This window comes from Pantoea conspicua (assembly GCF_002095315.1).
GTDB lineage: Bacteria > Pseudomonadota > Gammaproteobacteria > Enterobacterales > Enterobacteriaceae > Pantoea > Pantoea conspicua.
In genome coordinates this window covers 21,752-37,928 of the sequence record NZ_MLFN01000023.1, presented here as the reverse complement: position 1 = coordinate 37,928, position 16,177 = coordinate 21,752, and the positions used below count along the sequence as shown (strand labels likewise).

The window sequence follows — 16,177 nt, the reverse complement described above, 5'->3', positions numbered from 1 at the left end:
ATCATTCCGGTTTAAATCAGAAGCCAGCAGCTTCGCGCAGCTGTGCCGCTTTGTCGGTTTTTTCCCATGGGAAATGTTCGCGACCAAAGTGACCGTAAGCGGCGGTCTCTTTGTAGATGGGGTGCAGCAGGTCGAGCATCTGAATCAGGCCATACGGGCGCAGATCGAAGAACTCACGCACCAGCAGCGTCAGCTGCTCGGTAGAGACCTTCTCAGTACCGAAGGTTTCGACCATGATCGAGGTCGGCTCTGCTACGCCGATGGCGTAAGAGACCTGAATTTCACAGCGATCCGCCAGACCGGCTGCCACGATGTTCTTCGCCACATAACGGGCTGCGTAGGCGGCTGAACGGTCCACTTTTGACGGGTCTTTACCTGAGAATGCGCCGCCACCGTGACGCGCCATGCCGCCGTAGGTGTCAACGATGATTTTACGACCGGTCAGGCCGCAGTCGCCCATCGGGCCGCCGATAACAAAACGACCGGTCGGGTTGATGTGGTATTTAGTCGAGGCGCTCAGCCATTCTGCAGGCAGAACCGGCTTGATGATCTCTTCCATCACCGCTTCCTGCAGATCTTTCTGGCTGACAGATTCGGCGTGCTGAGTAGAGAGTACCACCGCATCGATGCCGACGATTTTGCCGTCGTCATACTGGAAAGTGACCTGGCTTTTGGCATCCGGACGCAGCCACGGCAGGGTGCCGTTTTTACGCACTTCAGCCTGACGCTGTACCAGACGGTGCGCATAGGTCACCGGCGCAGGCATCAGCACGTCGGTTTCGTTGGTGGCATAACCAAACATCAGGCCCTGGTCGCCGGCACCCTGCTCCAGCGGATCGCTGCGGTCAACGCCCTGGTTGATGTCCTGAGACTGTTTACCTATCGCGCTTAACACCGCGCAGGAATTGGCATCAAAGCCCATATCGGAATGAACATAGCCGATTTCACGTACGGTGTTACGGGTGATCTCTTCGATATCGACCCAGGCGCTGGTGGTGATTTCACCGCCAACCAGAACCATACCGGTTTTAACGTAAGTTTCGCAGGCCACGCGTGCTTTAGGATCCTGTTCAAGGATGGCATCCAGCACAGCATCGGAGATCTGGTCGGCGATTTTATCAGGATGTCCTTCTGATACGGACTCGGACGTAAAAAGGTGTTTAGCCATTCTGTTCTTTACCTTACAAATGGTTTGAATTCGACTGCATAGCGCAAGTGAGTATCATCTGACTTAACGCCCCTTCAGGCAAAGCCGCGAGCAGTGAGGTTGTGTCAGCACAGCAGGCCAACACCGCCTGGATATTAACCTGTTTAGATGGAAAACCATCTGGACGGCTATTTTAGGTTACAGGATGAGCGGATTACCAGCCCTTTTTCTGTTTCAGCATTTTACCCGTTAAGGTTATCGGCATAATTTCCTGACACTCCACGCGTTTCCCCGATAATCTTTTTGCATTTTGCGGCGGTAAACTGTATAAAACGCCGCTGCTTCGAGAGCAGCAGCAAGGATGACGCCTTAGTTTGCGTTGCGCCTGTCAGACAAGGGTCTGGCTTTCACCCAGGTTGTGTTCCATGTGCCGCTGGCATGTGCGGAGGTGATACGAGTAATGAACCACGTTTTCTCTTCTCCCGGTTCCCTGTGCTGCGGCGCTGCGCTGGCTGTCTCCTGTTTCCCATCTCTTTCTCTGTCCTGCCGACAATATGTTCGATGCGGTAATTTTACCGACACAGGCGCCGGTTAATCTGTACCACTATCCTTACGGTTTAGTCTCTTCTCTGCCGCCGCGCAGCTGAACGACGCACGTTATCCGTGGTCCTCATATACAAATCTGTTAAATGCTTTCGGTTTCAACGGAGATGGCCAGGGTGTTTTACACTTAACTCTCATGCGTGAATCGCGCTGACGGTAACGTCAGGTGAACAGGACATTGCGTTTAATGTGGCAACGAATTTCCAGATTAGCGGCCAGTAAGCCGGTTAACAGTTTTATCTTTCAACGGAAAATTGAGGTTCGCGATGTCTGACGACATAAAGAATATCAAGGGTTCGTCAGCTGGCGAACAGGGTGCACTCCGCTCCATGCAGGAGGTAGCAATGAACGATCAGGATGCGAGCAAAATGTTGCGTACCTACAACATTGCCTGGTGGGGCAACAACTATTACGACGTCAACGAACTGGGCCACATCAGTGTCTGTCCCGATCCGGATCGCCCGGATGTACGCGTCGATTTAGCCCGGCTGGTCAAAGAGCGCGAAGCCCAGGGCCAGCGCCTGCCGGCGCTGTTCTGTTTCCCGCAGATTCTGCAACACCGTCTGCGCTCAATTAACGCCGCGTTTAAACGTGCGCGTGAATCGTACGGTTACAAAGGCGACTACTTCCTGGTTTACCCGATCAAAGTGAACCAGCACAAACGCGTGATTGAATCGCTGATCCACTCTGGCGAACCGCTGGGACTGGAAGCGGGCTCGAAAGCTGAGCTGATGGCGGTACTGGCCCACGCCGGTCAGACCCGTTCAGTGATCGTCTGTAACGGCTATAAAGATCGCGAGTACATTCGTCTGGCGCTGATCGGTGAGAAGATGGGCCACAAGGTCTATCTGGTGCTGGAGAAGATGACCGAAGTCCGGCTGGTACTGGAAGAGGCGGAGCGTCTGAACGTGGTGCCGCGTCTTGGTATCCGCGCCCGTCTGGCCTCTCAGGGCTCGGGCAAGTGGCAGTCGAGCGGTGGCGAGAAGTCGAAATTCGGCCTGTCGGCGACCCAGGTGCTGAAGCTGGTCGAGATTATGCGTGAAGCGGGCCGTATCGACAGTCTGCAGCTGCTGCACTTCCATCTCGGTTCGCAGATGGCCAACATTCGCGACATCGCCACCGGCGTGCGTGAGTCGGCGCGCTTCTACGTTGAACTGGCGAAACTGGGCGTTAACATCAAATGTTTCGACGTCGGCGGCGGTCTGGGCGTGGATTACGAAGGAACGCGCTCGCAGTCTGACTGTTCGGTCAACTACGGCCTGAACGAGTATGCCAACAACGTCATCTGGGCGATTGGCGATGCCTGTGATGAGCATGGCCTGGAGCATCCGACGGTGATTACCGAGTCGGGGCGTGCGGTAACGGCGCACCACACGGTGCTGGTATCGAACATCATCGGCGTTGAGCGTAACGAGTTCAGCAAGCCGGAAACGCCGGATACCGATGCACCGCGTCCGATTGTCAGCATGTGGGAAACCTGGCAGGAGATGCACGAGCCGAACACCCGTCGTTCGCTGCGTGAATGGCTGCACGATAGCCAGATGGATCTGTTTGATATCCATACTGGTTACTCCTCCGGCACCTACGATCTGAAGCAGCGCGCCTGGGCTGAGCAGCTCTATCTGAGCATCTGCCACTACATTCAGCAGCATCTCGATCCGAGCAACCGTGCGCACCGTCCGATCATCGACGAATTGCAGGAGCGGATGGCGGATAAGATTTACGTCAACTTCTCGCTGTTCCAGTCGATGCCGGATGCCTGGGGTATCGATCAGCTGTTCCCGGTACTGCCGCTGGAAGGGCTGAACAAAAAGCCGGAGCGCCGCGCCGTGCTGCTCGACATCACCTGTGACTCCGATGGCACCATCGATCACTACGTTGATGGCGACGGTATCGCCACCACCATGCCGATGCCAGAATATGACGTGGATAATCCGCCGATGCTGGGCTTCTTCATGGTGGGTGCTTATCAGGAAATTCTCGGCAACATGCACAACCTGTTCGGTGATACCGAAGCGGTGGATGTCTATGCCCGTGAGAATGGCGATGTCGAAGTCCAGCTATCGGACGAAGGCGACACCGTGGCAGATATGCTGCGCTACGTGCAGCTCGATCCGAACGAACTGATGGCGCTATTCCGTCACCAGGTGCAGGCATCCGATCTGGATGACGAGCTGCGTGCACAGTTCCTCGAAGAGTTCGAGAGCGGTCTGTACGGTTACACCTACTTAGAAGACGAGTAATCGGTTCAGATCGCCGGGAAACGGATATTGCAGTTGCCGGTGAAATGTCGATAATCTGACGCATACCATCCCTTCCTCGTCGGGCCTAACGACGCGGAGGGGATTTTTTTCATCTATAGCTTAGTGGCTCGCGGGCCTGGCCCGACGGATGCCCACAGAGAGGACGATCTATGTATAATACCCTCGGCAACCAGTACGACAACTCCCTGGTGTCAAACGCCTTTGGTTTCATGCGCTTCCCGCTTAATTTCCAGCCTTACGACAGTGACGCTGAATGGGTGATCACCGGTGTACCGTTTGACGCCGCCACCTCGGGCCGCCCGGGCAGTCGTCTGGGCCCGGGCGCTATCCGCCAGATCTCAACTAACCTGGCGTGGGAAGGCTGCCGCTGGCCGTGGGATTTCGATCTGCGTCAGCGTCTGAACGTGGTGGACTGCGGCGATCTGGTCTACGCCTTTGGCGATTCGCAGGATCTCTCTGACAAATTGCAGGCACACGCCGAAAAATTGCTGGCGAACGGCAAACGCATGATGACCTTTGGTGGCGATCACTACGTGACGCTGCCGCTGCTGCGTGCCCATGCAAAGCACTTCGGTAAGATGGCGCTGGTCCACTTCGATGCGCATACCGATACCTACTCCAACGGCCCGACCTTCGACCACGGCACCATGTTCTTCACCGCGCCGAAAGAAGGCCTGATCGATCCACAACACTCGGTCCAGATCGGTATCCGTACCGAGTTTGACAAGAGCCTGGGCTTTAACGTGCTGGATGCGGCGCAGGTTAACGATCGCAGCGTCGATGACATTCTGGCCGAAGTAAAACGCACCGTCGGCGATCTGCCGGTCTATCTGACCTTTGACATTGACTGCCTCGATCCGGCCCATGCGCCTGGCACCGGTACCCCGGTAATTGGCGGACTGACCACCGATAAAGCTACCAAGCTGATTCGCGGTCTGCAGGGCATGAACATCGTCGGTATGGATCTGGTGGAAGTCGCACCTGGCTACGACCACGCCGATCTCACTGCACTGGCCGCCGCCACGCTGGCGCTGGATATGCTGCATGTGCAGGCGGTAAATAAAGGCTGATGCCTGATGCCTGCCGGCTCTGGTCCGGCAGGCGCTGAACGCGGCGTCCTGTCCATCGGGCAGACGCCGCTGCAATGACGTTCCTCTCTCTACCGTGATCCCATTGATTCCCTTCTGGCTCCGGCGGCTAACCGTCAGGCGCGAACCCCTATCTGCAACTAAACTTACAGCGTTAAAATGGTGTAGTGGAGATAATCATGGGCTTTCTTGATGAACTGGCTGGTGCGCTGGATGGCCACCAGAGTGAAGGGCATCCGCCGGGGCAGTTGCAGGCAGTCTGGCACTGGGTGCAGGAGCAGGGCGGTATTGAGGTGCTGCTGCATAAATTCCAGCAGGGTGGGTTAGGCGAGATATTCAGTTCGTGGATCGGCACCGGCGATAACCATCCGGTTGACCACAGTGAGATTCAGTCTGCCTTTGGTCAGGATGAACTGCAGTCGCTGGCGGACAAACTTGGCACCGATGTGAAGGGTGCATCGGGTACGCTGGCCGCGCTGCTGCCGCAGCTGATCGATAAAATGTCGCCGCAGGGACGAATGGATGAACAGGCGCTGCATGACAATAAGCTGGATTTAGGCTCGATGGTGGATCAGATATTTAAACGCTAGCGGACTTCGCATGACCAGGCGCGCATGCCGGATGCATGCGCGCTCAGAGGCGGGATTACTTGCCGTCTGCCGCAATACGCTCGCGGATATGCTGGGCGCGCGCCTCAGAGGCCGGATGCGAATCGAACATCGAACTCTGACGTCCCTGTTCTAATTTTGCCAGCTTCTCAAAACTGGTTGCCAGCCCCATTGGGTCGATGTTGCGCTTCTTCATCAAATCGTAGGAGTAATCATCCGCCTGTGTCTCCTGGGTTTGCGAGAACTGGGCGTTGACCAGTTTTTCTCCCATTTCACCCAGCTGCGACTGCGACAGCGATCCAATCACGCCGCCCACTGACGCCGCTGCGGTTCGTGCAGCGGTGGTGGCATAGGCCAGCTGCATCGCTTTACGGGTATGGCCCAGCGCCACGTGACCCATTTCATGGCCCAGCACGCCTTCCACTTCATTGTCCGTCATCATATCCATCAGGCCGCTATAGACGCGGATACAGCCGTTAGCCATCGCCCAGGCGTTGACATCTTTGGTCTGGTACACCTTGTAGTTGGCCGGTACGCCGTTGATGTTATCGCCCAGCGCGGTGGCGATTTTATTCAGACGCTGCTGATATTCGCTGCTGGCAGGTGCAATCTGGTTCTCTTTATCCATCTGCTCACAGGATTGATCGCTGAGCTGTTTCACCTGATCATCGCTCAGGGTATAGGCCTGATAGGCCTGCGCGCCCGACTGCATCAACGCATTATTGTCTAAACCCTGACAGCCGCTCAGCAGCGTTGCCAGCCCAAGAGCTAACACAGTTTGTTGGATTTTCATTCCATATCCCATTCATAACAAGGTAAGAAAAACAAACACCTGAAACACCGCCAGGTGTTTAAACGATTCGGTTATAGCGCGCCTTCCGGCACTTTGCTAGCAGACATCGCCGGAAAAGCCAGGCGAAGCGGGCACATTTAGCGTTTTACAGCATGTACTTTTGCCATGTTTTTCATGTACATTGATCTGCAACTTTTTCCTTGTTTTGCCCGATAACTGATTAATAACAATAAGTTAAGGCGCGAAGCATTAATCCGACCTGGAGTAGAAAATGCCCTCTCGTAAAGAGCTTGCCAACGCCATTCGCGCGTTAAGTATGGACGCAGTACAGAAAGCTAAATCGGGACATCCGGGTGCCCCGATGGGCATGGCGGACATCGCAGAAGTACTGTGGCGCGGCTACCTGAATCACAATCCAACTAACCCGCTGTGGGCTGACCGCGACCGCTTCGTGCTCTCCAACGGTCACGGCTCAATGCTGATTTACAGCCTGCTGCACCTCACCGGCTACGATCTGCCGATGAGCGAACTGGAAAACTTCCGCCAGCTGCACTCAAAAACTCCAGGTCACCCGGAATATGGCTACACCGCAGGCGTTGAAACCACCACCGGTCCACTGGGCCAGGGCATCGCCAACGCGGTCGGTTTCGCTATTGCTGAGCGTACGCTGGCGGCGCAGTTCAACCGTCCGGGCCATGACATCGTAGACCACAATACCTATGTCTTCATGGGTGACGGCTGCATGATGGAAGGGATTTCACACGAAGTCTGCTCGCTGGCTGGTACCCTCAAGCTGGGCAAACTGGTGGCGTTTTATGATGACAACGGCATCTCCATCGACGGTCACATTGATGGCTGGTTTACGGATGACACCGCAAAACGCTTTGAAGCCTACGGCTGGCACGTGGTGCGTGGCGTTGATGGTCACGATGCTGATGCTATTGCCAAAGCGATCGACGAAGCGAAAAGCGTCAGCGATAAGCCGTCGCTGCTGATGTGCAAAACTGTTATCGGTTTCGGTTCGCCGAACAAAGCGGGCACCCATGATTCGCACGGCGCACCGCTGGGCGATGATGAAGTGGCCCTGACCCGCAAACAGCTGGGCTGGGAACATGCACCTTTCGTTATCCCTTCTGATATTTACGCGGAGTGGGATGCGAAAGAAGCTGGCCAGGCGAAACAAGCCGCCTGGGATAAGAAATTCGCCGCTTACGCGCAGGCGCATCCTGAGCTGGCAGCCGAGTTCAAACGTCGTGTCAGCAACGAACTGCCAGCTAACTGGCAGCAGGAGTCGCAGAAGTTCATCGAGCAGCTGCAGGCTAACCCGGCAAAAATCGCCAGCCGTAAAGCATCACAGAATGCCATCGAAGCCTTTGGTAAAATCCTGCCGGAATACCTGGGTGGCTCAGCCGATCTGGCGCCCAGCAACCTGACCATCTGGTCTGGCTCTAAGCCAATCAATGAAGATGCCGCCGGTAACTACATCCATTACGGCGTGCGTGAATTTGGTATGACCGCGATTGCGAACGGTCTGGCACTGCACGGTGGTTTCCTGCCGTACACCGCTACCTTCCTGATGTTCGTTGAATATGCGCGTAACGCGGCGCGTATGGCGGCACTGATGAAGATCCGTCAGATCATGGTTTATACCCACGACTCAATCGGTCTGGGTGAAGATGGCCCGACGCATCAGCCGGTAGAGCAGATGGCCAGCCTGCGTACCACCCCGAACATGAGCCTGTGGCGTCCGTGCGACCAGGTGGAGTCGGCGGTGGCGTGGAAATATGCCATCGAGCGTAAAGATGGCCCGACAGCGCTGATCTTCTCTCGTCAGAACCTGGCGCAGCAGGAACGCAGCACTGAGCAACTGGCTGACGTAGCGCGCGGGGCTACGTGCTGAAAGATTGCGACGGTACGCCTGAAGTGATCCTGATCGCCACCGGTTCAGAAGTTGAGCTGGCAGTGGGTGCCTGGGATAAACTCACCAGCGAAGGCCGGAAAGTTCGTGTGGTCTCTATGCCATCGACTGATGCATTCGACAAGCAGAGTGACGCTTACCGTGAATCTGTCCTGCCGAAAGCCGTTAGCGCACGCGTGGCTATTGAAGCAGGTATCGCCGATTACTGGTTCAAATATACCGGTCTGAACGGCGCTATCGTCGGCATGACCAGCTTCGGCGAATCCGCTCCGGCCGATCAGCTGTTTGAAATGTTCGGCTTCACCGTCGATAACGTGGTCGCCAAAGCGAAAGCGCTGCTGGCGTAACATCCGTCAGGCGGGGTCGTCCCCGCCTGACTAAAATAAGGGGACGCATCAGGCGTCCCTTTTGCTGTTTTATTCCCGCAGTAATAATGCACTTTTGCTCTATTTTGTGACGCAGATCCAAATATACGCAGTCAGATTGATCACAATCATTCCTGTTATTCCTTCCATCCATTATTGTGGCTGAACCGTTTCAGTTGCCGGGCAAAAAACTCCGGTTTCAGACAATGCCGGGTAAGATTCTCCTGTACAAACTACAGCGAAGCGCTCAGGCTAACGGCACGTTTTTTCCGTCTGACGTGGCAGGAGAGAGATGACCATACGGGTAGCAATAAACGGGTTTGGCCGTATTGGACGCAACGTATTGCGCGCGCTGTATGAAACCGGCCGTCGGGCTGAGATCAGCGTGGTCGCCATTAATGAGCTGGCCGAAGCAACCGGCATGGCGCATCTGCTGAAATATGACACCAGCCATGGCCGTTTTGCCTTTGACGTGCGTCAGGAGCGTGACGTGATGTGGGTCGGGGGCGATACGCTGCGCATTTTACATCGGGCTGAAATTGCCGATCTGCCGTGGCGCGAACTCGATGTCGACGTGGTGCTGGATTGCACGGGCGTCTATGGCTCACGCGCCGATGGTGAAGCGCATCTGCAGGCGGGCGCGAAGAAAGTGCTGTTCTCGCATCCTGGTGGCAACGATCTCGACGCCACCGTCGTCTATGGCGTTAACCAGCAGCTGCTGAAAGCCACCGATTGCCTCGTTTCAAACGCTTCCTGTACCACCAATTGCATTATTCCGGTCATCAAACTGCTGGACGACGCCTTTGGCATTGAATCCGGCACCGTCACCACGATCCACTCGGCGATGCACGATCAGCAGGTGATCGACGCTTATCACAGCGATCTGCGCCGTACCCGCGCGGCCAGTCAATCGATCATTCCGGTGGATACCCGTCTGGCGGCTGGCATTACCCGTATTTTTCCGAAATTCAACGATCGCTTTGAAGCGATTGCTGTACGCGTACCGACGATTAACGTGACGGCGATTGATCTCAGCGTTTCTGTACGTCAGCCAGTGAAGGCGTGTGAAGTTAACGCCTTGTTGCAAAGCGCGGCAGAAGGGGCATTTCGTGGTATAGTTGACTATACAGAATTACCGTTAGTCTCAGTCGATTTTAACCATGATCCGCACAGTGCCATTGTGGACGGCACCCAGACGCGGGTCAGCGGTCAACACCTGATCAAGACGCTGGTCTGGTGTGACAACGAATGGGGCTTTGCTAACCGAATGCTCGACACGACGTTAGCGATGGCCGCAAGCGGTTTCAGGTAGGGCGCGGTTTGCGCCCGGCAAAACTTATGAGAATCAACGAGAGGGTTCACCATGTCCGTAATTAAGATGACCGATCTGGATCTTGCTGGCAAACGCGTTCTGATCCGCGCCGATCTCAACGTACCAGTGAAAGAAGGGAAAGTGACGTCTGATGCACGTATCCGTGCTTCACTGCCTACCATCGAAGCGGCGTTGAAACAGGGCGCGAAAGTGATGGTTACCTCTCACCTGGGTCGTCCGACCGAAGGTGAATACACCGAAGAGTTCTCGCTGCTGCCGGTAGTTAACTACCTGAAAGAGAAGCTGAGCGGCACCAATGTGACCCTGGCAAAAGATTACCTCGACGGCGTTGAAGTGGGCGCTGGCGAACTGGTGGTGCTGGAAAACGTTCGCTTTAACAAAGGCGAAAAGAAAGATGACGAAGCACTGTCTAAAAAATACGCTGCCCTGTGCGACGTGTTCGTGATGGATGCATTCGGTACCGCGCACCGCGCGCAGGCTTCTACCCACGGCGTCGGCAAATTTGCGCCTATCGCCTGTGCAGGTCCGCTGCTGTCAGCAGAACTGGAAGCACTGGGTAAAGTAATGAGCAACCCGGAGCGTCCGCTGGTCGCTGTAGTAGGCGGTTCTAAAGTCTCTACCAAATTTGACGTGCTGCAGTCGCTGGTGAAAATTGCTGACACCGTCATCGTGGGTGGCGGCATCGCTAACACCTTCGTGGCGATCGACAACAACGTTGGTAAATCACTGTATGAGCCAGACTTCGTTGAAGCGGCGAAAGGCCTGCGCGACCAGTACGGTATTCCGGTGCCTACTGACTCCCGTGTTGGCACGGAATTCTCTGAAACTGCCCCGGCGACCGTGAAAAAAGTGTCAGAAGTAGCGGATGATGAAGAGATTATGGACTTCGGTGACGAAACCGCTCAGGCGATGGCGGCCATTCTTAAGGATGCGAAAACCATCCTGTGGAACGGCCCGGTTGGCGTCTTTGAGTTCCCGAACTTCCGTAAAGGTACTGAAATCGTGGCAAACGCCATTGCTGACAGCGAAGCGTTCTCTGTCGCAGGCGGCGGTGACACTTTAGCGGCTATCGACCTGTTCGGTATCGAAGATAAAATTTCCTACATCTCGACCGGCGGCGGCGCGTTCCTGGAGTTCGTGGAAGGCAAAAAACTGCCAGCCGTTGCCATGCTGGAAGAGCGTGCGAAGCAGTAATCCTTTGGGGGCGATGCCGGGTGGCATCGCCTGAAGTCTTGCCCGTCAGGGCGTTTAAATCGAGGTCCCCAATGGGGATCAACGGTCACGAAACAGGACACAATCATGTCTAAAATTTTTGATTTCGTAAAACCCGGCGTTGTCACTGGTGATGACGTACAGAAGATCTTCAAAGTTGCGAAAGAGAACAAATTTGCACTGCCAGCCGTAAACTGCGTTGGTAGCGACTCTATTAATGCGGCGCTGGAAGCAGCGGCGAAAGTGAAAGCGCCCATCATTATCCAGTTCTCTAACGGCGGTGCCGCATTTATCGCGGGTAAAGGCTTCAAGACTGATAAGCCACAGGGCGCAGCCATTTTCGGTGCTATCGCTGGCGCACACCATGTGCATCTGATGGCCGAACAATACGGCGTGCCGGTTATCCTGCACACTGACCACTGCGCGAAGAAACTGCTGCCGTGGATCGATGGTCTGCTGGACGCAGGTGAAGAGCACTTCAAAAAAACCGGTAAACCACTGTTCTCTTCTCACATGATTGACCTGTCTGAAGAGTCACTGGAAGAAAACATCGAAATCAGCAGCAAATACCTGGCGCGCATGGCGAAACTCGACATGACGCTGGAAATCGAACTGGGCTGCACCGGTGGTGAAGAAGATGGCGTCGACAACAGTCACATGGACGCATCTGCCCTCTACACCCAGCCAGAAGATGTTAACTACGCGTACGAAAAACTGAATGCCATCAGCCCGCGTTTCACCATTGCGGCATCATTCGGCAACGTTCACGGCGTTTACAAGCCAGGTAACGTCAAACTGACCCCAACCATTCTGCGCGATTCGCAGAAATATGTGTGTGAAAAACACGGTCTGCCGCACAACGCGCTGGACTTCGTTTTCCACGGTGGTTCAGGTTCTTCTGCTGCAGAAATCGAAGAGTCTATCAGCTACGGCGTGATCAAGATGAACATCGATACCGATACCCAATGGGCGACCTGGGACGGCATCCTGCAGTACTACAAAAAGAACGAAGGCTATCTGCAGGCGCAGCTGGGTAACCCGGAAGGCGCTGACAAGCCAAACAAAAAATACTACGACCCACGCGTCTGGCTGCGTTCAGCCCAGGCCTCTATGGTGGTCCGTCTTGAGCAGGCGTTCAAAGAGCTTAACGCTGTCGACGTGCTGTAATAGCCGGTGAGTTAGCGTACAAAAAAGGCCCGAAAGGGCCTTTTTTTATGCACCTGCGGCAGAAAATGGCGGTTAAACGGCCCGCTGTTTGGCGCTTCAAACAATAATTGATTACCCTAGATCACGAGATGTCGGATTATATCTGGCAGTTTTTGTCTATTCCCGGCGGGAATCCAACAACAGGGCTTATTAATGGAAGATTTACACGTCGTCGATGGCTTAACGAACGCAGGCAGCTGGCTGGTGCGCAATCAGGCGCTGATCATCAGTTATGCCGTTAATATTGTTGCGGCTATCGCCATCATTATCGTCGGGATGATTATCGCCCGCATCATTTCTAACACCGTAAACCGTCTGCTGCGCGCACGGCACATTGATGCCACCGTGGCTGACTTCCTCTCCGCGCTGGTACGCTACGGCGTGATTGCCTTTACCGTTATCGCGGCACTGGGGCGGATTGGGGTCCAGACCGCTTCGGTGATTGCGGTATTGGGTGCAGCGGGTCTGGCCGTTGGTCTGGCGCTGCAGGGATCGCTCTCTAACCTGGCCGCGGGCGTATTGCTGGTAACCTTCCGTCCGTTCCGTACCGGCGAGTTCGTCGATCTGGGCGGCGTGATGGGAACCGTACAGCAGGTGCAGATCTTCTCAACCACCCTGAAAACTGCCGATGGTAAAATCGTGGTGGTGCCGAACGGCAAGATTATCAGCGGGAACATCGTCAACTTCTCACGTGAACCCATTCGCCGTAATGAGTTCATCATTGGCGTTGCTTACGATGCGGATGTTGATGAGGTGATCGCATTACTGCAGCAGGTCGTTGAAGCCGATAGCCGGGTGCTGAAAGAGATGGGCATTCAGATTGGCCTGAACGAGCTGGCTGCCTCCTCAATGAACTTTGTGGTGCGTTGCTGGAGCAACAGCGGCGATCTGCAGAACGTCTACTGGGACCTGCTGAAGAACTTCAAGCGGGCGCTGGATGCCAAAGAGATCGGCATTCCTTATCCGCAGCTGGATGTGCATCTTCATCAGCAAACGCAGCCTGACGCGGCACCCTCACAGGCTCAGCCGCAATAATCACCTGAATGGGCGGCAATCGTCGCCCATTAATTTCCCTAATCACAGATTAATTTTTTCAATTTCCGCTAATCATTCCGCCTCTTTATACTGCGTCCCATCTTAACTTTCTCGGGACGTAATCCGGTGCTGACTCTCTATTTCCAGGGGCTTGCTCTTGGTGCTGCGCTAATCCTGCCGCTGGGACCACAAAACGCATTCGTTATGAATCAGGGAGTAAAACGTCAGTATCATCTGATGACCGCCTCGCTGTGCGCTCTGAGCGATATTCTGCTGATCAGTGGCGGGATTTTTGGCGGCAGCGCCTTACTGAATCAGTCGCCACTGCTGTTGATGCTGATTACCTGGGCCGGGGTTGCCTTCCTGTTGTGGTATGGCTGGGGCGCGTTGCGTACTGCTTTTAGCTGCAGCATCGATTCAGACCACAATCAGCCGGCGAGGCAGAGCAGAGGAAGGATTGTTGCCACGCTGCTGGCGGTGACCTGGCTTAACCCGCACGTCTATCTTGATACCTTTGTCGTGCTCGGCAGCCTTGGCGGCCAGCTACCCACCAACACCGCCCGTCAATGGTTCGCGCTGGGCACCATCAGCGCCTCTATCCTGTGGTTTTTGGCCTGGCGCTGCTGGCGGCCTGGCTGTCGCCACGGCTGCGTACCGCCAGAGCACAACGCATGATTAACCTGCTGGTGGGAACGGTGATGTGGTTTATTGCCCTGCAACTGGCGCGTCAGGGGCTTGCCGGTTTTTAAACTTCGACCGAACAGGCTGCGGTTAATGCCGCGCTGAAGGCGAACTTTTGCCATAATGACCACTCAAAGCATGGCGCATACCGATGCGCTTTTGGGCTTCGCCGGTTGGAAGCCGTCATATTGACCTTTTCAAGGAGGACTTTCATGAAACTGAAAGCATTGGCTCTGGCCGCCATAATGAGCGCAGGGGCACTGCCCAGCGTACAAGCTGATGAGTTGCCGAATGGGCCGCACGTCGTGACCTCTGGTAAGGCAACGGTCGATGCCCGTCCGGACATCGCCACCTTATCCATCGTGGTTAACGTGTCATCAAAAGATGCCGCCGATGCGAAAAAGCAGGCCGATAGCCGGGTTGCGCAGTATTTCGATTTTCTGCAAAAAAATGGCATTGAGAAGAAAGATATCGATGCGGCGAACCTCAGCACCCAGCCGGAATACGATTATACCAAAGAGGGTAAATCGGTACTGAAAGGTTATCGCGCGGTGCGTCAGGTGCAGGTGACCCTGCGTCAGCTGGACAAACTCAACGATCTGCTGGATGGCGCGCTGAAGTCTGGCCTGAATGAGGTACGCAGCGTTGAGTTAGGCGTGGCTAACCCGGAAAGTTATAAACAACAGGCCCGCAAAGCGGCAATTAAAAATGCCACTCAGCAGGCTTCAGAACTGGCGGCAGGCTTTAACGCGCAGCTGGGATCGATCTACAGCATTCGCTATCAGGTCGCTAACTATCAGCCGATGCCGATGAACCGGATGTATAAGGCCGCTGCGGCTGCTGATACTTCCGCCCAGGAAACCTACGATCAGCAAAGCATCAACTTTGACGATCAGGTCGATGTGGTGTTTGAACTCAAACCGCATACGCCATAATGCAAAACGGGGCCTCAGCCCCGTTTTCTCTGATTACGCGGCGACGTCATCCTGACGCAGCACGCGATGACCATGCGCAATCAGCGCATCGGTTACCCGCCGCATCAGGCGGCTTTCCGGCGCGAAGCGATGCCAGTAAAGCATCCGGCGCTGATAGAGGCCCGGCGTCAAATCAATCAGCTCACCGCTCGCCAGTTCACGCTCAATCTGCAGATGCGGAATCATACAGCAGGTCGAACCCTGTCGTGCCATCTGCACAAAGGCTTCCGATGAGTTAACGATGTGGCAGGGCACGCTACCCGGCGAGAGATCGAAGTTCTGTTGCAGGAACGCCTGGTGCATATCATCCAGATGATCAAAGGCCACGGCAGGCGCTTTCAACAAGGCAGAGCGGGTGACGCCGTTGGGGAAGAAACGGTCAGCAAAATCGCGCGAGGCCACAAAAAGATAGTCGAGCGCACCCAGCTGATCGACCAGACAACTCGGCAGCGGTTGCGGCTGAATACTCACCGCACCCACCACTTCGCCACGGCGTAAACGCTCCTGGGTACGGGTTTCATCTTCCACCTGTAAATTGAGCCGTACCGGCGAGTCAGCCAGCACATCTTTCAGCGCAGGCAGCAGCCAGGTCGCCAGACTGTCGGCGTTGACCGCCAGCGACAGCAGCAGCGGCGTGGTCCCGCTGTTCTCATCGCCCAGCCACTCCTCTTCCAGTAGCTCGACCTGATGCAACAGCGCCAGTAGCTTCTGACCCTGCTCAGTCGGGCGAGGCGGCACGGTGCGTACCAGCAGCGGCTGACCAAACAGGTTCTCCAGCTGCTTAATGCGCTGCGAAACCGCCGACTGCGTGATGCATAATTTTTGTGCGGCGCGTTCAAAACCGCGTTCACGAATCACTGAATCCAGCGCCTGAAGCGTACGATAATCGGGGCGTTTCATTGTTATTCTCTCTCCTTCAGGGTGGACGTTACTATGCCACAAAATTGTCA

General features: G+C 55.3%; 11 protein-coding genes and 2 pseudogenes. 10 read left to right on the top strand and 3 right to left on the bottom strand.

Annotated features, from left to right (window positions below; genetic code table 11):
- Positions 1-16: 16 nt before the first annotated feature.
- On the bottom strand, positions 17-1,168 hold the full coding sequence (gene metK / locus HA41_RS10155) for a methionine adenosyltransferase (protein ID WP_094120687.1): 1,152 nt from the start codon (positions 1,166-1,168) through the stop codon (positions 17-19).
- Between the two features lie 848 nt (positions 1,169-2,016).
- On the opposite strand from metK, the gene speA reads away from it, so the two are divergent.
- The 3 genes from speA (at position 2,017) to HA41_RS10140 (ending at position 5,692) form a co-directional block, all read left to right on the top strand.
- Entirely contained in the window at positions 2,017-3,993 is a 1,977-nt protein-coding gene (speA, locus tag HA41_RS10150) for a biosynthetic arginine decarboxylase (protein WP_094120686.1), read from the top strand.
- Between the two features lie 170 nt (positions 3,994-4,163).
- Positions 4,164-5,084, top strand: coding sequence for an agmatinase (gene speB, locus HA41_RS10145; RefSeq protein ID WP_010248847.1), 921 nt, complete (start codon positions 4,164-4,166; stop codon positions 5,082-5,084).
- 197 nt (positions 5,085-5,281) lie between these two features.
- Complete coding sequence (locus HA41_RS10140) at positions 5,282-5,692, top strand: YidB family protein (RefSeq protein WP_094120685.1); 411 nt, start codon at positions 5,282-5,284, stop codon at positions 5,690-5,692.
- Positions 5,693-5,747: 55 nt separating this feature from the next.
- Here HA41_RS10140 and loiP read toward each other — a convergent pair whose 3' ends face one another.
- Entirely contained in the window at positions 5,748-6,503 is a 756-nt protein-coding gene (loiP, locus tag HA41_RS10135) for a metalloprotease LoiP (protein ID WP_094120684.1), read from the bottom strand.
- Positions 6,504-6,774: 271 nt separating this feature from the next.
- On the opposite strand from loiP, the pseudogene tkt reads away from it, so the two are divergent.
- The 7 genes and pseudogenes from tkt (at position 6,775) to HA41_RS10100 (ending at position 15,188) form a co-directional block, all read left to right on the top strand.
- A pseudogene (gene tkt, locus HA41_RS10130) lies at positions 6,775-8,768 on the top strand (transketolase).
- A 310-nt stretch (positions 8,769-9,078) separates the two neighbouring features.
- Positions 9,079-10,098 carry an erythrose-4-phosphate dehydrogenase gene (gene epd, locus HA41_RS10125; RefSeq protein ID WP_094120683.1) on the top strand — a complete coding sequence of 340 codons (1,020 nt, stop codon included), beginning with the start codon at positions 9,079-9,081 and terminating at the stop codon, positions 10,096-10,098.
- 51 nt (positions 10,099-10,149) lie between these two features.
- Positions 10,150-11,313, top strand: coding sequence for a phosphoglycerate kinase (pgk, locus tag HA41_RS10120; RefSeq protein WP_094120682.1), 1,164 nt, complete (start codon positions 10,150-10,152; stop codon positions 11,311-11,313).
- A gap of 105 nt (positions 11,314-11,418) precedes the next feature.
- On the top strand, positions 11,419-12,498 hold the full coding sequence (gene fbaA, locus HA41_RS10115) for a class II fructose-bisphosphate aldolase (protein WP_094120681.1): 1,080 nt from the start codon (positions 11,419-11,421) through the stop codon (positions 12,496-12,498).
- A 192-nt stretch (positions 12,499-12,690) separates the two neighbouring features.
- Positions 12,691-13,572, top strand: coding sequence for a small-conductance mechanosensitive channel MscS (gene mscS, locus HA41_RS10110; RefSeq protein WP_094120680.1), 882 nt, complete (start codon positions 12,691-12,693; stop codon positions 13,570-13,572).
- Between the two features lie 126 nt (positions 13,573-13,698).
- Positions 13,699-14,321: pseudogene (gene argO, locus HA41_RS10105) on the top strand (arginine exporter ArgO).
- Between the two features lie 144 nt (positions 14,322-14,465).
- The gene (locus HA41_RS10100) at positions 14,466-15,188 is read left to right on the top strand and encodes an oxidative stress defense protein (protein WP_094120679.1); all 723 of its coding nucleotides are present in this window, start codon (positions 14,466-14,468) and stop codon (positions 15,186-15,188) included.
- Between the two features lie 33 nt (positions 15,189-15,221).
- Here HA41_RS10100 and HA41_RS10095 read toward each other — a convergent pair whose 3' ends face one another.
- On the bottom strand, positions 15,222-16,127 hold the full coding sequence (locus HA41_RS10095; RefSeq protein WP_009087111.1) for a LysR family transcriptional regulator ArgP: 906 nt from the start codon (positions 16,125-16,127) through the stop codon (positions 15,222-15,224).
- Positions 16,128-16,177: the final 50 nt, after the last annotated feature.